We start from the raw sequence: 20,695 nt of genomic DNA, 5'->3' as shown, positions 1-20,695 counted from the left end.
GCCTGCGCCGCTCAATAGCCGCGCGAGCGATCCACGCGATAGAGGAACGGCTCGCCCGCCTCGCCCCGCCGGATATTCTCCGCAATTACCTCGGAGGCGGTCTCTGCCCGGCTCTCGGCGGCGATATGGGGCGTCACCGTCACGTGGGGATGCGCCCAATAGGGGTGCTCGGGGGGCAGAGGCTCGACGCGGAAGACGTCGAGCGTCGCATGGCCGATCTGGCCGCGATCCAGCGCCGCCAACAGCGCGTCATCGTCGATCAGCGTGCCGCGGCCCGGATTGATGATCCGCGCGCCTTCGGGCATCTGCGCCAGCGTGTCCGCGTTCAGAAGCCCGGTAGTCTCGGGCGTGTCGGGCAGGATCGAGACGAGGATCTCCGCCTTCGACAGCGCTTCCGCAAGACCGTCCTCGCCGCTCAGGCAGGTGATCCCGGCGATGTCCTTCTGCGTGCGGCTCCAACCGGTGACTTTGAAGCCCAGACCTGCCAGAGCCTCGGCGCAGGCCTTGCCCAACGCGCCCAAGCCCAGCATCACCACCGAGCGGTCCCGCGCCAGGGGCGGCACGCCCCCGTCATGGCGCCAGACGCCGTCCTGCTGCGCCAGTGTCGCGTCGATCCCGAGGTGATAGCGCAGCACATGGCCGGTCACGTAATCGACCATGCCGCGTTCCAGCCCAGCATCCACCATCCGACACAGCGGCTGGGTGAGGGTCTCGTTGCCGACGACGCGCTCCACCCCGGCCCAGAGGTTCAGTACGGCCTTCGCGCCGGTGAGGGCGGTGAAATCCTGCACCGGGCCCTGCGGCGAATAGACGACATAGTCGATCTCCGCGGGGTCGATCTCGCCCGGCTGGACGATCTGGGCCTCAACGCCGGTCGCGGCGATTGCCTCGGTTAGCGGGCGTTCGTAACGAGCCCAGTTCTCGGGCTTGTCGGCGAAAAGGACGCGGATCATCTTTGCCTCGGTCTATGGATATGGGCGCTTTGCACCAGCCCGAAGGCCGCGAGTAGGATCATCATGGCGGTGCCCCCGTAACTCACCAGTGGCAGGGGAACGCCCACGACAGGCATCAGCCCCATCACCATCGCCATGTTGATCGCGAAGAAGAAGAAGAACGTCCCCGCCACCCCGAAACTGAGGAGCGAGGCGAAGCGGTCCTTCGTTGCCATTGCGGTATAAAGCGCGAAGCCGATGATGCCGGTGTAAAGCATCAGCAAGCCGAAGGCGCCGACGAAGCCGAACTCTTCGGCGAGCGTGGTGAAGATGAAGTCCGTGTGCTTCTCGGGCAGGAAGTTCAGCCGCGATTGCGTGCCCTGCATGAAGCCGCGCCCCGACCAGCCGCCCGAGCCGAGCGCGATCTGCGCCTGCATGATGTTGTAGCCCGCACCAAGCGGGTCGGAGCCGGGATCGAGGAAAGTGTCGATCCGCTTGTACTGGTAGTCGTGCAGCAGCTGATAGTCCGTGCCGCGGCTTTCCATCACGCCGAAGACGAGCCCGACGACCAGCGCGATCACGGTGCCGAAATACCAAAACGACACCCCGGCTGCGAACATCACGAAGGCCCCGCCCAGCACCAGCATCACGGCGGTGCCCAGATCGGGCTGGGCCAGCACGAGAAAGGTCGGCGCGAGAATGATCACGGCAGGGATGAACACCCAGAGCGGGCGCGAGACCTTCTCGACCGGCAGCCAGTCGTAATAGGCGGCCAGCAGCATCACGAGGGTGATCTTCATCAGCTCGGAGGGCTGGATACGCAGCGGGCCGATCTCGAGCCAGCGCTGAGCGCCCATGCCGATCGCGCCGAAGAACTCCACCGCCACCAGCAGCAGAAGCGCCACGAAATACGCCAGCGCCGAGACATTGCGCCAGAACCAGACGGGGATGAAGGCGACGGTGAACATCGCGATCATACCGAGCGCGAAACGCTTCATCTGCGGTTCGGCCCAGGTGTGGATATTGCCGCCTGCGACCGAGTAGAGCATCAGAAAGCCCGCGCAGGCCACCGCCGTCAGCAGGATCACCAGCGGCCAGTTCAGATAGAAGATCTTGCGCCATCCCGTCGGGACGGTCTTGAGATTGCTCTCGAGATAGCTCATGCGCGCGACCTCGATTGCGGCTTCTGCACAGTGTCGGGGTCGACCAGATCGAGCGTTTCGTTCAGCTCCTTGGCCTTCGCGCGGGCGAAGGACGGGTAGGCATCGTCCGGGGGCAGGCCGCCCGCCAGCGCGAACAGCAACACGTCGCGCGCGATCGGGGCAGCGGCCGTCGAGCCGCCAGAGCCGTGCTCGACCACGACCGAGACCGCGTAGCGCGGATTGTCGATGGGGGCGAAGGCCACGAAGAGCGCGTGGTCGCGGCGGTTCCAGGGAAGCTGCTCGTTGCGGATCACGCCGCGGGCACGCTCGGCCTTGGTGATGTTGCGGACCTGGGAGGTGCCGGTCTTGCCCGCCATCTTCCATTCCTTCATCGCGATGCGCGAGCCGCGCGCGGTGCCGCGCGAGGAGTTCACCACCGCGGTCATCCCTTTGCGCACGCTATCGAGATAGGTTTTCTCGACGCCCAGATCGTCGGTGACGCGGATCGGTTGCTCGACCCCGTCACGGGCGCGGATCAGACGCGGCTCGACCTTCTTGCCGCTGGCGATGCGCGCCGCCATGATCGCGAGATGCATCGGCGAGGCCAGCACATAGCCCTGACCGATCGCCGCGTTCGCGGTGTCGCCGATCAGCCAGTCCTTGCCGTAACGCTCCCGCTTCCAGTCCTTGGTGGGGGCCACGCCCTCCTGCACCGCCGACATCGGCAGATCGGGCCGGACGCCAATGCCCAGACGCTTGGCCATGTCGCTCATCTTGTCGATTCCGACGCGCTGCGACAGCTCGTAGTAATAGACGTCGCAGGACTGCTCCATGCTCTTGGTCATGTTCACATGGCCATGGCCCGCGCCTTTCCAGCAGTGGAAGCGGCGGCCCGCGATCTCGACATAGCCGGGGCACCAGATGGTTTCCTCCGGCGTCACCAGCCCGGCCTCCAGCGCGGCGAGCGCGGTGACCATCTTGTAGGTCGAGCCCGGCGGGTAGAGACCCTGCACGGTCTTGTCGGCGAGAGGGCGGTGATCGTCCTGCATGAGGCGCTGATAATCGGCGACCGAAATCCCGCGCACGAACAGGTTCGGATCGAAGCTCGGCGCGGAGGCGCAGGCGAGCACGTCGCCATTGGTCACATCCATCACCACGGTCGCGGCGGATTCTTCTTCCAACCGCTGCAGCGCATAGTTCTGCAGACGATAATCGAGCGTCAGCTGAAGGTTTTCGCCGGGCTGGCCGGGTTCGCGCGACAGCTCGCGCATCTCGCGCCCGGCGGAATTCACCTCGACGCGCCGCTGACCGGCCGCGCCGCGCAGCACGCTCTCCTCTTTGGCCTCGATCCCGGTTTTGCCCAGCTGGAATTTCGGGATCAGCAGCAGCGGATCGGGGTCTTCCATCTTGCTCAGATCGTAATCCGAGACCGGGCCGACATAGCCGATCACATGGCCGAAATCCTCGCGGCGGGGATAGAGGCGCGACAGGCCGACATCGGGGCTGACACCGGGCAGCGAGGGGCCGTTCACCGCGACGCGCGAGAACTCGTCCCATGTCAGGCGGTCGGCCACCGTGACCGGCGTCGTCGGCGGGCGGCGGCGGATGTCGTGCAGGATGTCTTTCGTATCGCCATCGGTAATCGGGATCAGACGGCGCAACGCGGCCAGCGTCGCATCGACGTCGTCGGTATCCTCGCGGGTGATCGTGACACGGTAATTCTGCTCGTTGCCCGCAAGCATGACCCCGTTGCGATCGAAGATCAGCCCGCGCGCTGGCGGGATCAGCCGGATTTTCACCGAGTTGCCCTCGGCCAGCAGCCGGTATTGCTTGGCGTCTTCGAGCTGCATCTTGCGCATCCGCGCCGCCAGAACGGCCACGACCGCCGCCTGCGCGCCGCCCAAGAGCAAGCCGCGTCGCGTGATGCGGCGGGTGCTGACTTCGGTCTCTTTCGGGGATCGTCTCATTCTGGGCCCCCTCACATTCGATGTCCGTAGGCGTCGACCTCGCCCGGTGCCGCGCGGCGCAGCCCGAAGGCCACCCGCGACACCAGCACCACCACCGGATAGGCGGCCAGCGTCACCAGCATCTGGAACAGCTCCAGCCCGAGGCTCGGCTGATCGACCATCGTGACCAGCAGGACGATGCGCTTCACCGCCACCATAGCGATCAGCAGCCCCGCGACCAATGCCCATTCCAGCGCGAAGGGCAGATCGCGCAGGCTTTGCTCGCGGCGGCGCAGGAATTCGGTCGCGCCGAGGACGATCAGCGCCCAGAGGCCGATGGGCCGCCAGAACATGATGTCTTCAAGCAGGAAGACCAGAACGATCAGCAGGGCCGGGGCGTATTCGGGCCGCCGCAGTACCCAGGCGAGCGTCAGGGCCAAGGTCAGGTCGGGGCCGGGCAGGCCGCCCGGCGAATGGTCGACCGGCATCAGGCGCACGAAGATCAGCACGAGGCCGATCACGACGAAAAGCGTACGGTAGCTGACGCGGCGGCGGGTGATGGGGTCGATCATTGGCTGCCCCCGTTGCCGTCCTCCGACCCGTCATCGGGTTCGAGCGCGCCCTCGGCGGCCTCCGAGCGCGCCTTCTCGGCGGCTTCCTGTTCGATGACTTTCGGGTCGGGCGCGATCAGCCCGCCGGCATTCTCGATCCGCTCGGCCGGGTGCGAGCGCAGCACGCGCAGGAAATCGAGCCGCTCGTAATCGGCGGCGAGGCGTACGCGCAGCCGCTTGTCGCGGCCCTGGAAGACCTGACCGACCAGAAGCCCCGCCGGGAAGACCCCGCCATCGCCCGAGGAGATCACGCGGTCGCCCGGGCGCACGCGGTCGGGATGTTCGAGGAAATCCACGAACGGGTAGGGGGAGTTGTCGCCCGCGAGGATCGCGTTCTGCCCCGAGGCCGGGATCGAGACCGGGATGCGGCTCGACGCGTCGGTCAGCAGCAGCACCCGCGAAGTCGAGGAGCCCACGCCCGAGATCCGGCCCACAAGGCCCAGCCCGTCCATCGTGGCCCAGCCATCGACGATGCCGTCGCGCTTGCCGACATTCAGCAGCACCGATTTGCGGAAGGGCGAGCCGCTATCGGCCAGCACGCGCCCCGACACGGAGGTCAGCTTCGGGTCGAGCCGCACCTTGTTCTGCGCCAGAAGCTTCGCGTTTTGCTGCTCCAGCTGAACGGCGGCTTCCTTCCACGCCTTCATCTGCTGCAGCTCGCGGCGCAACTCCTGGTTCTGCTCGTAGATGCGCGAATAGGATTGGAAGCCCTCGACCATGTCGGTCAGCTTCGTGACCGGGGCCATCGCCCAATCGAAGCTGGGCACGAAGCGATCCACGAGGGCAGAGCGGAACCGCTCCATCCGCGGGCTGTCGATGCGCCAGACGAGGAAGAGGGCGAGCAATATGACGACAAGAACCGCAACGCCCAGTCGGCGCAGCGGTCCGATATAGTCTTGGTCGTCGCGATTTCTGGCCAATTCCGTCTCCGGTCAGATCACTGGCCGGGCGTGGTGCGATCCCGGTCCCGGCTCAGCTGTCGTAATCAATGACGTGGCGAAGCTGTTTCTCATATTCAAGCGCCTTGCCGGTGCCGAGCGCAACACAGTTGAGCGACTGATCGGCGATCGAGATCGACAGGCCCGTCTGCTCGCGCAGGGCCAGATCCAGCTCGCCCAGCAGCGCACCGCCACCCGTGAGCATCACGCCACGGTCGACGATGTCGGCGGCGAGGTCCGGCGGGGTGGTCTCCAGCGCCTGCATCACCGCGTCGCAGATCGACTGGACCGGCTCGGACAGCGCCTCGGCGACTTGCGCCTGGGTGATTTCGGTTTCCTTCGGCACGCCGTTGAGCAGGTCGCGGCCGCGCACGTGGAGCGACATGCCGCGCCCGTCATCGGGCATCCGCGCGGTGCCGATCGTGGTCTTGATCCGCTCTGCGGTGGATTCGCCCACGAGAAGGTTCTGGTTGCGGCGCAGGTAGGAGATGATCGCCTCGTCCATGCGGTCGCCGCCCACGCGCACCGAGCGCGCATAGACGATGTCGCCCAGCGAGAGGACGGCCACCTCGGTCGTGCCGCCGCCGATATCGACCACCATCGAGCCCGTGGGGTCGGTGATCGGCATGCCGGCACCGATGGCCGCTGCGATCGGTTCTGCGATCAGACCGGCGCGGCGCGCACCTGCCGAGAGAACCGACTGACGGATCGCGCGCTTCTCCACCGGGGTCGCGCCATGCGGGACGCAGACGATGATCTTCGGCTTCGAGAAGGTCGAGCGCTTGTGCACCTTGCGGATGAAATGCTTGATCATTTCCTCGGCGCTGTCGAAATCCGCGATGACGCCGTCGCGCATCGGGCGGATCGCTTCGATCGAGCCGGGGGTCCGGCCGAGCATCAGCTTGGCGTCTTCACCGACTGCCAGCACCTGCTTCTTGCCGTCCTTGACGTGATAGGCGACCACAGAGGGTTCGTTCAGCACGATCCCCTTGCCTTTGACATAGACCAGCGTGTTCGCCGTCCCGAGGTCGATCGCCATGTCCGAGGAGAAGATCCCACCAACCATATTACGCCTGTCCCATCCCAAATTTCTTAGAAACACCGCGACTCGCGCCAAGCCACGGCCCGCGCCTCGTATAGTCAAAGCGGCCCTTACGGGGAAGCGGATTTGCGCCACAGGCAAGGCCCCCCTGCGGTTATCCGCTGAGGCTAGGCCAAGGGATTGACCTTTTTCAACATTTTGGGCGGATTTTGCCCGGAAAAAGCGCTTGAAATTACAGATATGCGATACGTCACGAAATCGTGCTGAAATCGGTGATTTCGCGCGGTGTCGAAATGAAAATGGGCAGCCCTTCGCGGGCTGCCCGAAACCTGTGCAACTTGTGGTCGGCTCAGAGCTTGTAGCTCACCGTTTTCACATCCGCGTCGGGCGCGGTTTTCTGGCTGCGGAAGCGCAGACGGTTGAGCGCGCCGACATAGGCCTTCACGCTCGCGAGGATCGTGTCGGTATCCGACGCGGCCCCCGTGCCGATCCGCCCGTCTTCCTCGAGGCGGACCGAAACGGTCGCCTGTGCGTCGGTGCCTTCGGTCACGGCATGCACCTGATAGAGCTTCAGCTTCGCTTGCGTCGGGTAGATTTCCTTGACGCAGTTGAAGACCGCATCGACCGGACCGTCGCCTTGGCACTTGCTGGATTTCTCCTCGCCATCGACGAGCATCTTCAGCTCGGCTTCCTGCCCGTCCGAACCGCAGACGACGCGCAGCCATTTCACCTGCAGGTAGTCATCGGCGGTGTTCGCGGCGCTGTCGGTCATCAGCGCGATCAGGTCCTCGTCGTAGATTTCCTTCTTGCGGTCGGCCAGCGCCTTGAAGCGGACGAAGACGTCCTTGAGCTGGTTGTCGCCCAGCTCGTAGCCCAGATCCTTGAGCTTCGCGCGCAGGGCGGCGCGGCCCGAGTGCTTGCCCATCGCGATATTCGCCTCGTTGAGGCCGATATCGGCGGGCTTCATGATCTCGAAGGTCTCGACGTTCTTCAGCACGCCATCCTGGTGAATGCCACTTTCGTGCAGGAAGGCGTTCTTGCCGACGATCGCCTTGTTGAACTGCACCGGGAAGCCCGAGACCTGCGCCACGCGGCGCGAGATGTTCATGATCTTCGTCGTGTCGATATGGGTCTGGTAGGGCATGATGTCCTGACGGACTTTCATCGCCATCACCACCTCTTCGAGCGCGGTGTTGCCCGCGCGCTCGCCCAGACCGTTTATCGTGCATTCGATCTGGCGCGCGCCCGCATCGACCGCAGCCAGCGCGTTCGCCGTCGCCATGCCCAGATCGTTGTGGCAGTGTGTCGCGAAGATGATCTCATCGGCGCCCGGCACCCGCTCGAGCAGCATCCGGATCAGATCGGCGGATTCGACCGGCGCAGTATAGCCCACCGTGTCGGGGATGTTGATCGTGGTGGCGCCCGCCTTGATCGCGATCTCGACGACGCGGCAGAGGTAGTCATGCTCGGTCCGGGTCGCATCCATCGGCGACCACTGCACGTTGTCGCACAGGTTGCGCGCGTGGCTGACGGTCTCGTGGATGACGTCGGCCATCTCGTCCATTGTCAGGTTCGGGATCGCGCGGTGCAGCGGCGAGGTGCCGATGAAGGTGTGGATGCGCGGCGATTTCGCGTGCTGCACGGCCTCCCAGCAGCGGTCGATATCGGGCAGGCGCGCGCGGGCGAGCCCGCAAATGGTCGAGAACTTGGCGCGTTTCGCTATATCGCTGACGGCTTCGAAATCGCCTTCCGAGGCGATGGGGAAGCCGGCCTCGATGATGTCGACGCCCATTTCGTCGAGCAGATCGGCGATCTCGAGCTTCTCGTCATGGGTCATCGTCGCACCCGGCGATTGCTCGCCATCGCGCAGGGTCGTGTCGAAAATCAGAACGCGGTTTTTGTCGATCATGGTCTGGGCCATCTGCTAGTCTCTTTCGTCTTGGCTCTTAGCGTTACTTGGTCCCGAAGGCCAGCATTGCGCGGTGGCTTTCGGAAGTTGTCCGGGCGCTGGTTACCCCTGAGCGTTCGCGCCCGAAGGCACGCTCAGAGGCTGCTAAGAAGAAGGAGACCACGGGGCATCGCGCCTTGGGCGAGAGCCCCGGCTGCGGTGAGTTGAATATGCTTAACCCGTGTCATGAGGGGCACTATAGGCGCCAAGTGATAAATGAAAAGCAAAAAAGGAACCGCTCGCGGCGGGGGAGCGTAGCCTTTGGGCGCATATGACGGAGGACAAGGTGGCGGGTCAGGCAATCGTGATCGGAGATACGGGCGGGATCGGTTCGGCGGTCCGCGCCGAGCTGGAAGCGCGCGGCTTCGCGGTGATGGGGATGTCGCGGTCGCGCGATGGATTCGATGTGACGGATGAACGTTCGGTCGAGGCGGGTCTGCGCGGGATCGACGGGCCGGTCGATCTGATCTTCGTGGCCTCGGGCGCGCTTGGCACGCCGGAAAAGGCGCTGTCGCAGCTCACGCCCGACGAAATGCAAAACCAGTTCGCCGTGAACGCGATGGGGCCCGCGCTGGTGCTGAAACACGCAGCCCGCCTGTTGCCCCGCGACCGGCCCGCGCGGTTTGCGGCGCTCTCGGCGCGAGTCGGCTCGATTGGCGATAACGGCCTGGGCGGCTGGTATAGCTACCGGACCTCGAAAGCGGCGCTGAACCAGCTGCTGCACGGCGCGGCGATCGAGCTGGGGCGCTCTCACAAGCATCTCGTCATCGCTGCGCTGCATCCCGGCACGGTCGACACCCCCTTTACCGCCGATTACCCGCGCGACAAGCTCGCCCCGGAAGATGCCGCGCGCCGGTTGTTGGATGTGCTGGATGCGCTGACGCCCGCGCAATCGGGCGGCTTTTACGATTACGCAGGCAAGGAGATCGCATGGTAACCCGAAACGCCATCGTCACCGGCGCGGCGCGCGGGATCGGCCGCGCGATCACCGAGGCGCTGCTGGATCGCGGCTGGCAGGTCGCGGCGCTCGATCTGGATATCGGCCCGCTGGAGGCGCGCGAAGGCTTGCAGGCGATCCGCTGCGATCTGGGGAGCGAGGCCGATATTCGTGCGGCCGTGGCCGACGCCGGGTTCGAGACGCTCGATCTCTTGGTGAATAATGGCGGGCCGGCCAATCCCGAATGCGGACCGCTGGAGGCTCTGACGCTGGAGGCGTGGCACAAATGGATCGACCCGCATCTGACGGGCACGTTCCTGATGACGCGCGAGGCTCTGCCCGCCTTGCGCAAGGGGCAGGGGGCGGTGGTCAACATGGCATCGACCCGCGCGCTGCAATCCGAGCCCGATACCTTCGCCTATGCGGCGGCGAAGGGCGGCGTCACGTCGCTGACCCATGCGATGGCTGTGAGCCTCGGGCCGGAGGTGCGGGTGAACGCGATCGCGCCCGGCTGGATAAATTCGAGCGGTGAGGCCTTGAGCGAAAGGGATCACGCGCGGCATCCGGTGGGCCGGGTGGGCACGCCGAAGGATATTGCCGAGGCCGTGCTCTACCTCGCTGACGCGGGCTTCGTGACGGGGCAGGTGCTGGTCGTCGACGGCGGCATGACCCGGAAGATGATCTATGACTAAGCTGATCGCGGTTCTGGGCGATCAGCTGAGCCATCATGGCGCGGCTTTGCGCTGCGGCGACAAAAGCGCGGACGTGGTCGTGATGGCCGAGGTGCGCGAGGAAGCGACCTATACCGGCCATCACAAGCAGAAGCTGGCCCTGACCTTCGCCGCCATGCGCCGCTTCGCCGACGAGTTGGAGCGCGACGGCTGGCAGGTGCGCTATACGAAGCTGACCGATGACGACAACGCGGGCTCGCTGGTGGGCGAATTCGCGCGCCGTGCCGAGGAAGAGGGGGCCGAGGAGGTTGTGACCCTCGCGCCCGGCGAATGGCGTTTGCGTCAGGCCTTCGAGAGCGCGCCGCTAAAGATTCGGCAACTGCCCGACGACCGCTTCATCTGCTCTGAGAAACGCTTCGCGGAGTGGGCCGAGGGGCGCAAGGAGCTGCGCATGGAGTGGTTCTACCGCGAGATGCGCCGCGAGACGGGGCTCTTGATGGAGGGCGACGATCCGGCGGGTGGTGAGTGGAACTTCGACAAGGAGAACCGCAAGCCCGCCCAGCCCGACCTGTTCCGTGAGCCCGCGCCGACCTTCCGCAAGGATGCGCTGGTGCAGGAGGTGCTCGAGATGGTCGAGGCGGAGTTTCCCGACAATTTCGGATCGCTCGACGAATTCAACTGGCCGGTCAGCCGCGCGCAGGCCGAACGCGCGCTGGAGCATTTCATCGCCCATAATCTGCACGATTTCGGGACCTATCAGGATGCGATGCTGGCCGAGGACCGGCTGCTGCATCACTCGATCCTGTCGTCGAGCATCAATCTCGGGCTTCTCTCGCCGCGGGAGGTCTGCAAGGCCGCCGAGGAGGCCTACAAGGCGGGCGATGCGCCGATCAATTCGGTGGAAGGGTTCATCCGGCAGATCCTCGGCTGGCGCGAATATATGCGCGGCATCTATTTCCGCGAGGGACCGGATTACACGTCGCGCAATGCGCTGCACCACAAGCGCGACCTGCCGTGGTTCTACTGGTCGGGTGAGACGGAGATGGCCTGCATGAAGGCCGCGATCGGGCAGACCCGCGATCTGGCCTATGCCCATCACATCCAGCGTCTGATGGTCACGGGCAATTTCGCGCTGCTGGCCGGGATCGACCCGCGCCAAGTGCAGGACTGGTATCTCGCGGTCTATATCGATGCCTATGAATGGGTGGAGGCGCCGAACACGGCGGGGATGAGCCAATTCGCCGATGGCGGGGTGGTGGCCTCGAAGCCCTACATTTCCTCGGGCGCCTATATCGACAAGATGTCGGATTACTGCGGCGGCTGCGCCTATGACGTGAAGGCGAAAGAGGGCGAGGGGGCTTGCCCGTTCAACAGCCTCTATTGGCATTTCCTCGACCGGCATCGCGACCGCTTCGAGGGCAATCCGCGCATGGGGCTCGTCTATCGCAACTGGGACAAGCAGAAGAAAGAGACGCGCGACGCCAAGCTGAAGACGGCGGAGGCGGTGCTCGCAAAGCTCGACAAGGGTGAGGCGTTGTAAGCCAGCCTGGAAGGGCGGATCAGTTCGCGGAAGGCTCCGCCGTGGCCGGTTCGTTCGCCGGGGCTGGTGGAGTCTCGGCGCTGGCATCGGGCGTGGGCTGCGTCGCGGGGGCGCTGGTATCCTGCAGCTTGTCGTTCGACCATTCGCCGCTCGCCACCGTGCCGGAGGCATAGGTCATCGTGCCTTGCCCCTCGCGTTTGCCATTCGAGAAGCTGCCCACATAGGTGTCGCCATTGGCATAGGTCGCGCGGCCTTGCCCGTCGATCGCGCCGTTGCGCCACTCGCCCTCATAGGTGAAGCCATCGGGCATGGTCAGCTTGCCGGTCCCGTCGCGCTGGCCGTTCTTGAAGGCGCCCTCATAGGTCGTGCCATCGGCATAGCGCGCGGTGCCTTGGCCCTCGCGCTGCCCGTTCACCCAGTCGCCTTCGTAGCTGTAGCCGTCCGGGTATGTCATCTTGCCCTTCCCGTCATTGCGCGCGTTCTTGAACTCGCCCTCGTAGACGAGCCCGTTCGCGTAGCGCGCGGTGCCGGTGCCCTGAATGACGCCATGTGCCCAGCCGCCCTCGTAGCTGGAGCCGTCGGGATAGGTGATCTTGCCTTGGCCGTCGGGCAGGTCGTTCTTGAAGCTGCCCTCGTAGACCGAGCCGTCGGGGTACTGCACCTTGCCCTGACCTTCGATGCGGCCCTCTTTCCACTGGCCGGTATAGACATAGCCGTCCTTGCCGCGGAACGTGCCGGTGCCGTGGCGCTTGTCGAGCAGGAATTCCCCCTCGTAGGTGTCGCCATTGGCATAGGTGACCTTGCCGTTCCCGTGGCGCTTGCCGTTGACCATCTGGCCTTCGTAGACATCGCCATTGGGTTGGGTCAGCTTGCCGCGGCCGTTCATCTGGCCGGCCTTCCAGTCGCCGACATAGGTCAGCCCGTCCGCCATCGTCAGCGTGCCGGTGCCGTCGCGCTGGCCATGCGCCATCTGGCCCTCATAGGTGGAGCCGTCGGGATAGGTGATCTTGCCGTTGCCCTGCTTGACGCCGCCCAGCCAGTCGCCCTCGTAGCGATAGCCGTTCGCGCTCTCCAGCGTGCCCTTGCCGTCATGCATCGCGTTGCGGAACTGGCCCTCATAGACCGAGCCGTTGGCGTAATGCGCGGTGCCGGTGCCGGTGATCTGACCGTTGAGCCAGTCGCCCTCATAGGTGCCGCCATCGGCGAAGGTGATCTTGCCCTTGCCGTTGGGTTTGCCGTGGTCGAATTCGCCCTCGTAGATCGAGCCGTTGGGGAAGCGCGCGCGGCCCTTGCCCTTGATCTCGCCCATCACCCATTGGCCTTCGTATTCGTAGCCCGAGGGCAGCTTGTAGCTGCCATAGCCGTCCTGCTTGCCATCGGTGAAGGTGCCCTCATAGAGGCCGCCGTCATCGTATTGCTTGGTGATGACCTCTTGCGCCGGCGCGATCTGCGCGGTCCAGCCGATCAGAACTGCCAATGTCGCGATGCGAAGCTGCGCGCCTGCCATGCGTGCCCCCTGATGGTGCTGCCTGTGCTCCGGTCTCGCGAGCGCGTGGATTCGCGCTCTGCCGTGCTTGGGGAAAGGTTAATTGCGCGGGGGTAGCCTGACAAGCGGGCAGGGGAGCGTGTCGGGGCGGTCATGTCGGGGTGGGTGACGCGGCGGGTCACGGGAGGGTCGGCAAATGCAGGGCAGCCATCCCCTTTTCACCCCAGCGTTTTCTGCTAAATGAGAGGGCGATAACAGCCCCGAGGACGCTTATGGCCGATCGTTTCCGCCTCACCATGGCCCAGCTCAACCCCACCGTGGGCGCGCTGGAGGCCAATGCCGAGAAGGCCTTCGCCGCTTGGGAAGAGGGCAAGCGCGCGGGCGCCGACATGGTCGTGCTGCCCGAGATGTTCCTGACCGGCTACCAGACGCAGGACCTGATCGCGAAGCCCGCTTTCGTGCGCGACGCGGTCGCCGCGATGGAGGCGCTGGGCGCGCGGATCACCGATGGTCCGGCGCTGGGCATCGGCGGGCCCTACTGGACCGAGCAGGGGCAGTATAACGCCTATTGGGTCTGGAAGGACGGCGCGCTGGTCGCACGGATGCTGAAACACGATCTGCCGCATCACGGGATTTTCGACGAGTATCGCATCTACGATACCGGTCAGATCTCGGGGCCCTATGCGGTCAACGGCGTGCGGGTCGGCACTCCGATCTGCGAGGATGCGTGGCATCCGGATGTGGCCGAGACGCTGGCCGAGACCGGGGCAGAGATCCTGATCGTGCCGAACGGTTCGCCCTATCACCGGGGCAAGCTCGACGTGCGGATGACCCATATGGTCGCTCGCGTGATCGAGACCGGGCTGCCGCTCGCCTATCTCAATTCGGTCGGTGGGCAGGACGATCAGGTCTTCGACGGGGCGAGCTTCGTGCTGAATCGGCATGGCCAACTGGCCGCGCAATTCGCGCCTTTCGACGAGATCATCGACCATGTGGATTTCGAGCGTGACGATGAGGGCTGGGCCTGCGTCGCGGGCCGCGACGATCCGCAGCCTTCGGAATGGGAGCAGGATTACCGCGCGATGGTCGAAAGCCTTGGCGATTACCTGCGCAAGTCGGGTTTCTCCAAGGTCGTGCTCGGCCTGTCGGGCGGGATCGACTCCGCGCTGGTGGCTACGATCGCGGCGGATGCGCTGGGGCCGGAGGCCGTGCATTGCGTGATGCTGCCCTCGGAATACACCTCGCAGGGCTCGCTCGATCACGCGGCCGATCTGGCGACGCGTCAGGGGATGCGTCTCGATACGGTGCGGATCGACGGCGCGCGCGATGCGGTCTCGGATGCGCTTGCCCATCTGATGGAAGGCACCGAGCCCGACGTGACCGAGGAAAACATCCAGTCGCGCCTGCGCGGCGTGATGCTTATGGCGCTGTCGAACAAGTTCGGCGAGATGCTTCTGACCACCGGCAACAAATCCGAGATGGCTGTGGGCTATGCCACGATCTATGGCGACATGGCGGGCGGCTACAATCCGATCAAGGATCTCTACAAGACCCGCGTCTTCGAGACCTGCCGCTGGCGCAATGCGAACTACCGCGACTGGATGAAGGGCCCGGAAGGCGAGGTGATCCCGCGCGAGATCATCGACAAGCCGCCCTCGGCAGAGCTACGGCCCGACCAGAAGGACGAGGACAGCTTGCCGCCCTATCCGGTGCTCGACGGTATTCTCGAAGGTCTGGTGGAGCGTGATGCCTCGGTCGCCGATCTCGTGGCCGAGGGCTACGAGCGCGAGACGATCAAGAAGGTCGAGCATCTGCTCTATATCTCGGAATGGAAGCGCCACCAGTCCGCGCCGGGCACGCGCCTGTCGAGCAAGGCGTTCTGGCTGGATCGCCGTTATCCGATCGTCAATCGCTGGCGCGACCACGGCTGAGAGCGGCGCTCTCGCCGCGTCTCAGTGATCGTCGAGCCATGTCAGCCGTCCGACGCGCGGGCGGGTGACGATGAAGTTGTCGAACGAGATCGCGTTGTGGAAACCCACGAAATGCTTCGTCGGATCTTTGCCGATTGATGTGAGATAGGCCTTGTAAGCCTCGGACAGCTTGAAGGGCAGGTCATAGGCGTAGGAGGTCTCCACGATCAGAGCCTGATCGCCCGCCGCGAGGATCGGAATGCGGTCCGCCTCCAGATCGAGCGCCTCCTGCGTATATTTTTCCGCCAGCCCCGTTGCGTAGGAGTCGGTCAGCTTCACTTTCTTCGCGTCGCTGCCTTCCGTCGGGTCGTTGCAGGCGTGGCCCAGATCTTGCGGATCGTCCCAGCAACTCACCAGCGTGACACGCATCCAGCTGCGCGAGGGATCGTGATTGCCGGTCGTGAAATCGTACACCTGCTTGATGCCCGCGACGTATTTCGGGCCGATCGGGTCTTTCTCGCGCGAGATCAGGTCCGAGACCGTCACATTGGCGCGGGTCGCAGCGCCACGGATCTTGAACACGTCATAAATTTCGATCGACAGCATCAGCCAGCCCGACAGCATGATGAAGGCCAGAAGCCCTTCGATCGGGATGGAGCCGGTCTCGTCATCGCGGACGCGGCGGAGCAAGCTGCGCATCTTCTCCATGATCATGGCTCAGGTCCCTCCCGTCGCGGAGGCCACCGCCGGTTCGATCACGATCGCGGTCGTCGCGACCAGGGCGTAATCGCCATCCTGGCCCACCGGCGATTGTCTGAGGAACGCCTGTGCGATGAAATCTTCCAGCAGCATCGGTTTCTCGCGCAGGCAGACGCGCACGAGGATGAGCTGATCGGCGGCTGCGGTTTCCAGCGTGCCTGCGGGGGGCGGCTTGGTCACGTCCGAGAAATCCTCGCAGCGCACCGGGTGGTTGGCGATGGAGGAGGTCCAGTTCGTCTTGTCGACCTGAAACATCTCGACCGAAACCCGGTTCATGCAGGTGCTGCCGAAGAAGCCCGCCTGTTTGCAGATTTCGTGGCGCAGGATCTTTTCGTCGATGCTGGCATAGTTGCCGATGCGGATGATCCGGCTCGTGGCTTCGGTCGCGCGGGTCAGCAGGGTCTGCTTGATGAAGATCACGCCCAGCTCGATCCCGGCGAACATGAAGAAGATCAGGAACACAATCCAGAGCAGGGCAGGGATCGTCACCGCCCCGTCCTCCGCCCTCAGGAAGGCTCGTTTATGTGTCAGCCTAAGTGCCATGCTCTGCGTTCCCCGGTCAGTTGGTCAGGCGCAGAGTCGAGATCTGCGTCGCGATCGAGGAAAACGCATCCGCGAGATTGGCGGAGTCGACGTCGTACTGATAGCTCGGACCCGAGCTGCAATCGGCGAGCGCCGTCTTGCCGCTCTGGGGGGCGTCCACGGCCACGGTGAAGACGATGATATCTTTGCTTTTCCCGGCCTGGCACACGTCGTGCAGGTTCTTGTCCTTCTCCGAGAACATCGAGGAGATCGCCATCTCGTCATAGATCGAAGCCACGGATGCCCCTGGGTCAAGGCGCTGGCGCGGTGGCAGGAGGAAAGTCTGGATCACATATTGCAGCGACCATCCTTTGCTCCAGACGGTGCGCCAGTCGATCGCATGCAGGTCGCGATGCTCGAACTGAGGCACGTCCTCGCAGACAGTGTCCCAGTAGTAGCCGTATCTCCAGTTGTATTTGAGCTCTTTGTGGCATTCCCTCGTGGTCGTGTAGGTGCCGATGTCCTCCGGTGCGTACCAGTTGCGATCGGCGAAGGAGTAGTAGGGCTTCTCTCCCCGATCCGCGCGGTCTTGCGAGAACCAGTACATGTGCGACATCGTCGTGCTGTCGTCATTGAAGGCCGTCGAACTGTCGACAGAGAACAGGCCGGAATCGCCCGTCCGATACTGCATCCGCGTCGAGAAGGTGCGTGTGTTCTGACCGTCGGTCATCAGGATCATCACCTTCATCGAGCGTTCATCGATGCTCTGACCGGTCGCCGGATAGGGCAGGGGGCGATCGTCCACATCAGCAGAAATCGTCCCGTTTTGGACCAGAGCAGCGGAGACTGGTTTGGCCGAAGGGTCGAGCAGCGCGAAGCCCCAGCGGGCGCCGATGTCGATCGCGGTATCGCCACCTGCACGCAGCGACGCAATCTTGTTCACGACATCGCTCTGATTGTCCTCAAAGGCCATCACGTCAGAATAGCTGTGCTCGTAGCAGTTCTCGCCGGAGTTGCTGAGGTATTTCCGGACATACATGTTCTGGCCGACGAAATCGTAGCTCCAGCCATACATGGTGCGCTGCAGGCCGGTGGTCGGCAGGCTCACGCTGTTGAACCCCTGAAGCTGCACGTCTGCGCAGGTGTTGTAGCTGTGATCGGACGACAGGTTATAGACCGAGGCCAGATCCGGGCCGAGCGAAACCTGCTGGTTATAGGGCACGATCGAGATCGAAAGGCGTCCGGGAGGCGCACCCGGCGGTTGGACACTGTCGAACATCTTGTTGGTGAAATTCGTCGCGGCATCGCGCAGCGAGGCAATCTTCGTCTCACCATAGTAGGAGCCGGAATCCGTCTGGCCCATGGAGCCGGAGACGTCGAGCACCATCGAGATTTCGACATTGCCGATCGATTCCTCGGCTTGGGCGTGGGTGTTCGAGCGGAAGGATTTGACGCCGAAACCGATCAGGTCGCCGAAGATCGTCGGCATGTCGTCCTGCGCGGTCATCGACACGCGACGGAATTCTCTTTGTTCGCCCTCTTCGACGACGGGCTCGATGTTGAGGTAATCGAGGCCGCTGGTCGAAAGGTAGTCTTTCGCTACGGTCGCGGGATCGAGCGTCTGATCCAGATTTGCCGCGGCGAGCGCTGCCCGGTCGAGCGAGCTTTGGATAAGCGTACGCCGTTCGTCTTGGCGGACGAAATCAATCGCAATGCCGCCAATGACCATCAGCACGATCAAAACCTGCAGGCTGAAGATGAAAACCGCTCCATCCTCATCCTGCGCGAACCGCCCCATTCGGGCGCGCGCGGCTTCGATACGGCGTGCCAAGCCGTTTTGTTCGGTTTTGTCCCTCATCCCCGACCTCCTTCTCCATTTCAGATGGCATCGCCGCCAGCGGAGAAAACTCGCAAAAATCACTGTGTGAAACTGCATAATTCCTGCGGCGAAATTAAGGCAAAAGAGTGTCTAACTTCATGGAATTGTTGTGCTTTAAATGTGGAATGCCGCGGTGGGTGCGCGATAGTTTCCCAAATGGTCGCCAATCTGAGGGGCTTCCGGGGATGGGCGCCGTCTTAGCGGCTGAGTCGTTTAAACTAGATTAAGTCGCCTCAAGAGGCGGATTTCTCGCCTTCGGCTGACGCGAAGTTTTCGCCACCCGAGGGGCCGAAAGCTGTGGGTAGCTCGGCGGGTCCTCTCGACTCTGCCGCACATGGAGACAATATAGAGAGCATGAGCCTGCCACCCGGATTTCTCGACGAATTGCGCAGCCGTTCCTCGATCGCTCAGGTCGTGGGGCGCAAGGTCATTTGGGACATGCGCAAGTCGAACCAGGCCAAGGGCGACATGTGGGCGCCGTGCCCCTTCCATCAGGAAAAATCGGCCTCGTTCCATGTCGATGACCGCAAGGGCTACTATTACTGCTTCGGCTGTCACGCGAAGGGCGACGCGCTGAGCTTCGTGCGCGAGACCGAGAATGTCAGCTTCATGGAGGCGGTGGAAATCCTCGCCCGCGAGGCCGGAATGCAGATGCCCGCGCGCGATCCGATGGCGCAGGAGAAAGCCGATCTGCGCACCGAACTGGCCAATGTGATGGAAGAGGCGGTGAAGTATTTCCGCCTTCATCTCAACACCCAGGCCGGGAGCGCCGCGCGCGACTATCTGGCCGGGCGCAGCCTGAACAAACCCGCCATCGACCGCTTCGAGATAGGCTTTGCGCCACCCGGCTGGCAGGGGCTGCGCGATGCGCTCAAGGGGAAGGGGATTTCCGACGAGCTGATCAAGGGCGCGGGGCTTGCGAAAGAGAGCCAGAAGGGGCGCGAGCCCTTCGACGTCTTCCGCAACCGTATCATCTTCCCGATCCGCGATCCGCGCGGGCGCTGCATCGCCTTCGGCGGGCGGGCGATGGATCCGAACGATCCGGCGAAATATCTCAACTCGCCCGAGACCGCGCTCTTCGACAAGGGGCGCTCGCTTTATAACCATGGTCCCGCGCGCGAAGCCTGCGGCAAGGGCGCGCCGCTCGTGGTCTGCGAAGGCTATATGGATGTGATCGCCATGGTCGAGGGCGGCTTCGGCGGGGCGGTCGCACCGCTCGGGACCGCGATCACCGAAGATCAGCTGCGCCTGATGTGGCGCATCCATGACGAGCCGATCATCGCACTCGACGGCGATACGGCGGGTCTGCGCGCGGCGCTGCGGGTGATCGATCTGGCGCTGCCGCTCTTGGAGGCGGGCAAGGGCGTGCGTTTCGCGATCATGCCGCCGGGGCTCGACCCGGATGACGTGATCCGCAAGCAGGGCCGCGAGGCGATGGAGACGATCCTCGCCGAGGCAAAGCCGATGGTCTCGCTGCTGTGGCAACGTGAGACCGAGGGGAAAGTTTTCGACAGTCCCGAGCGCCGGGCGGCCTTGGACAAGAGCCTGCGCGCCGCGATCGCGCGCATTCAGGATCCCTCGATTCGCGGCCATTACGGGGACGAGATCAAACGCCTGCGCTGGGAGCTGTTCGGCACCGGTCCGCAGGCTGGCCCACAGGGCGGCGCGCAAGGATCCCGCGGGGGCTTCACGCCGGGCGGTTTCGGCCCCGGCGGCAAGCGCGGCAAGGGCCGCTTCGGTGCGCCGCCGCCGGCCTTGCCCGAGACGCGCTCCTCGCTTCTGGCGACCGCGCCGAGCGACGTGGCCGAGCATCTGCGCGAGGCGATGATCCTTGGCATCTGCGTCACCCACCCGGCGCTGATCGCGGAATTCGAGGCGGAACTGGAGGCGGTGCCGCTGCGCGACGCGACGCATGATCAGCTACGGCACCGGATGCTCGCCCATGTCGCCGCGCCCGCCCCGGAAATCGCGAAAAACCTTTACGCGGAAATGGCGGCCGACCTTGAAAAACTGTTGAACCTGCCCCATTTGCGCTCTGCCCCTCCGGTTCGCAACGCTGAGAACCTCGATTTGGCGCGGATGTGCCTGACCGAGGAACTGGCCAAGCTGGACGCCGCTCGCGCCGTGCGCGAAGAGGTCGCCGATGCGATGGAGGATCTGGCGGGGCTTGCCGACGAAGGCGTGACATGGCGTCTGGCGCAAGCAGCATCGCTTCGCCATCGCGCAGAGAGATCGAAACTGGAGGACTCCTCCGATATGGGCGAAGACCAAGCGGCGCTGTCCGCGACGCTTCAGGCCATGATCGACGGGGAAATCTGGCGTAAGAAACATTGAGCCGGATGGCTGCGGGCCAACGGATTACGGAAAAGCGAATTGTTGCGGACACATTCAGAATCAACTTTCTGTCCACAGCCCTCGCGCCCCTGTGATTC

General features: G+C 64.3%; 16 protein-coding genes. 5 read left to right on the top strand and 11 right to left on the bottom strand.

The genetic code is table 11. From position 1 onward, the window contains the following. Positions 1-11: 11 nt before the first annotated feature. The 7 genes from AC2TZ7_RS17705 to AC2TZ7_RS17675 form a co-directional block, all read right to left on the bottom strand. A complete protein-coding gene (locus tag AC2TZ7_RS17705; RefSeq protein WP_489865208.1) occupies positions 12-953 on the bottom strand; it encodes a 2-hydroxyacid dehydrogenase in 942 nt (313 codons plus the stop codon). Continuing rightward, positions 950-2,095: a rod shape-determining protein RodA gene (gene rodA / locus AC2TZ7_RS17700; protein ID WP_098411769.1), complete on the bottom strand. Its 1,146-nt coding sequence runs from the start codon at positions 2,093-2,095 to the stop codon at positions 950-952. Before rodA ends, AC2TZ7_RS17705 begins: the two co-directional genes overlap by 4 nt. Further along, complete coding sequence (mrdA, locus tag AC2TZ7_RS17695; RefSeq protein WP_489865207.1) at positions 2,092-4,041, bottom strand: penicillin-binding protein 2; 1,950 nt, start codon at positions 4,039-4,041, stop codon at positions 2,092-2,094. Before mrdA ends, rodA begins: the two co-directional genes overlap by 4 nt. 11 nt (positions 4,042-4,052) lie before the next feature. Further along, a complete protein-coding gene (locus tag AC2TZ7_RS17690; RefSeq protein ID WP_489865206.1) occupies positions 4,053-4,592 on the bottom strand; it encodes a rod shape-determining protein MreD in 540 nt (179 codons plus the stop codon). Next, a complete protein-coding gene (mreC, locus tag AC2TZ7_RS17685; protein ID WP_078520363.1) occupies positions 4,589-5,551 on the bottom strand; it encodes a rod shape-determining protein MreC in 963 nt (320 codons plus the stop codon). Before mreC ends, AC2TZ7_RS17690 begins: the two co-directional genes overlap by 4 nt. Positions 5,552-5,603: 52 nt before the next feature. Next, positions 5,604-6,635: a rod shape-determining protein gene (locus AC2TZ7_RS17680; RefSeq protein ID WP_038064670.1), complete on the bottom strand. Its 1,032-nt coding sequence runs from the start codon at positions 6,633-6,635 to the stop codon at positions 5,604-5,606. 325 nt (positions 6,636-6,960) lie between these two features. Further along, the gene (locus AC2TZ7_RS17675) at positions 6,961-8,520 is read right to left on the bottom strand and encodes a 2-isopropylmalate synthase (RefSeq protein WP_489866843.1); all 1,560 of its coding nucleotides are present in this window, start codon (positions 8,518-8,520) and stop codon (positions 6,961-6,963) included. Between the two features lie 325 nt (positions 8,521-8,845). On the opposite strand from AC2TZ7_RS17675, the gene AC2TZ7_RS17670 reads away from it, so the two are divergent. Genes AC2TZ7_RS17670 through AC2TZ7_RS17660 form a run of 3 tightly spaced genes read left to right on the top strand, consistent with a single transcriptional unit; the run spans position 8,846 to position 11,707 of the window. Continuing rightward, positions 8,846-9,496 (top strand): SDR family NAD(P)-dependent oxidoreductase, encoded by a 651-nt coding sequence (locus AC2TZ7_RS17670; protein ID WP_489865205.1) that lies wholly within the window; start codon positions 8,846-8,848, stop codon positions 9,494-9,496. Continuing rightward, the gene (locus tag AC2TZ7_RS17665; RefSeq protein WP_489865204.1) at positions 9,490-10,188 is read left to right on the top strand and encodes an SDR family oxidoreductase; all 699 of its coding nucleotides are present in this window, start codon (positions 9,490-9,492) and stop codon (positions 10,186-10,188) included. Before AC2TZ7_RS17670 ends, AC2TZ7_RS17665 begins: the two co-directional genes overlap by 7 nt. Then, positions 10,181-11,707, top strand: a complete 1,527-nt coding sequence (locus AC2TZ7_RS17660) for a cryptochrome/photolyase family protein (RefSeq protein WP_489865203.1) — start codon at positions 10,181-10,183, stop codon at positions 11,705-11,707. The genes AC2TZ7_RS17665 and AC2TZ7_RS17660 overlap by 8 nt, the downstream gene beginning before the upstream one ends. Before the next feature lie 19 nt (positions 11,708-11,726). Here the strand turns inward: AC2TZ7_RS17660 and AC2TZ7_RS17655 are convergent, their stop codons facing one another. Further along, positions 11,727-13,214 carry an MORN repeat-containing protein gene (locus tag AC2TZ7_RS17655; RefSeq protein ID WP_098411762.1) on the bottom strand — a complete coding sequence of 496 codons (1,488 nt, stop codon included), beginning with the start codon at positions 13,212-13,214 and terminating at the stop codon, positions 11,727-11,729. Between the two features lie 251 nt (positions 13,215-13,465). On the opposite strand from AC2TZ7_RS17655, the gene AC2TZ7_RS17650 reads away from it, so the two are divergent. Next, a complete protein-coding gene (locus tag AC2TZ7_RS17650; protein ID WP_489865202.1) occupies positions 13,466-15,124 on the top strand; it encodes an NAD+ synthase in 1,659 nt (552 codons plus the stop codon). 21 nt (positions 15,125-15,145) lie between these two features. On the opposite strand, the gene AC2TZ7_RS17645 is transcribed toward AC2TZ7_RS17650, so the two are convergent. The 3 genes from AC2TZ7_RS17645 to AC2TZ7_RS17635 form a co-directional block, all read right to left on the bottom strand. Beyond that, on the bottom strand, positions 15,146-15,817 hold the full coding sequence (locus AC2TZ7_RS17645; RefSeq protein ID WP_098411760.1) for a TadE/TadG family type IV pilus assembly protein: 672 nt from the start codon (positions 15,815-15,817) through the stop codon (positions 15,146-15,148). A gap of 3 nt (positions 15,818-15,820) precedes the next feature. Then, a complete protein-coding gene (locus tag AC2TZ7_RS17640) occupies positions 15,821-16,351 on the bottom strand; it encodes a hypothetical protein (RefSeq protein ID WP_489865201.1) in 531 nt (176 codons plus the stop codon). 70 nt (positions 16,352-16,421) lie between these two features. Continuing rightward, entirely contained in the window at positions 16,422-18,242 is a 1,821-nt protein-coding gene (locus AC2TZ7_RS17635; protein ID WP_489865200.1) for a TadE/TadG family type IV pilus assembly protein, read from the bottom strand. A 375-nt stretch (positions 18,243-18,617) separates the two neighbouring features. Between AC2TZ7_RS17635 and dnaG the strand changes: the two genes are divergently transcribed. Beyond that, the gene (gene dnaG / locus AC2TZ7_RS17630; RefSeq protein WP_489865199.1) at positions 18,618-20,597 is read left to right on the top strand and encodes a DNA primase; all 1,980 of its coding nucleotides are present in this window, start codon (positions 18,618-18,620) and stop codon (positions 20,595-20,597) included. The last annotated feature ends 98 nt before the right edge of the window (positions 20,598-20,695 follow it).

The organism is Thioclava sp. ISO4, assembly GCF_058105145.1.
The sequence above is the reverse complement of the archived record's forward strand: the minus strand, read 5'-3'. Positions and strand labels throughout refer to the sequence as shown.

Excerpts from the sequence above, each read along its gene's own strand:
- AC2TZ7_RS17635 (WP_489865200.1), bottom strand. The coding sequence starts at position 18,242 with ATGAGGGACAAAACCGAACAAAACGGCTTGGCACGCCGTATCGAAGCC.
- AC2TZ7_RS17705 (WP_489865208.1), bottom strand. The coding sequence starts at position 953 with ATGATCCGCGTCCTTTTCGCCGACAAGCCCGAGAACTGGGCTCGTTAC.
- mrdA (WP_489865207.1), bottom strand. The coding sequence starts at position 4,041 with ATGAGACGATCCCCGAAAGAGACCGAAGTCAGCACCCGCCGCATCACG.
- AC2TZ7_RS17690 (WP_489865206.1), bottom strand. The coding sequence starts at position 4,592 with ATGATCGACCCCATCACCCGCCGCCGCGTCAGCTACCGTACGCTTTTC.
- AC2TZ7_RS17645 (WP_098411760.1), bottom strand. The coding sequence starts at position 15,817 with ATGATCATGGAGAAGATGCGCAGCTTGCTCCGCCGCGTCCGCGATGAC.
- AC2TZ7_RS17680 (WP_038064670.1), bottom strand. The coding sequence starts at position 6,635 with ATGGTTGGTGGGATCTTCTCCTCGGACATGGCGATCGACCTCGGGACG.
- AC2TZ7_RS17660 (WP_489865203.1), top strand. The coding sequence starts at position 10,181 with ATGACTAAGCTGATCGCGGTTCTGGGCGATCAGCTGAGCCATCATGGC.
- AC2TZ7_RS17665 (WP_489865204.1), top strand. The coding sequence starts at position 9,490 with ATGGTAACCCGAAACGCCATCGTCACCGGCGCGGCGCGCGGGATCGGC.
- AC2TZ7_RS17655 (WP_098411762.1), bottom strand. The coding sequence starts at position 13,214 with ATGGCAGGCGCGCAGCTTCGCATCGCGACATTGGCAGTTCTGATCGGC.
- AC2TZ7_RS17675 (WP_489866843.1), bottom strand. The coding sequence starts at position 8,520 with ATGATCGACAAAAACCGCGTTCTGATTTTCGACACGACCCTGCGCGAT.
- rodA (WP_098411769.1), bottom strand. The coding sequence starts at position 2,095 with ATGAGCTATCTCGAGAGCAATCTCAAGACCGTCCCGACGGGATGGCGC.
- dnaG (WP_489865199.1), top strand. The coding sequence starts at position 18,618 with ATGAGCCTGCCACCCGGATTTCTCGACGAATTGCGCAGCCGTTCCTCG.
- AC2TZ7_RS17650 (WP_489865202.1), top strand. The coding sequence starts at position 13,466 with ATGGCCGATCGTTTCCGCCTCACCATGGCCCAGCTCAACCCCACCGTG.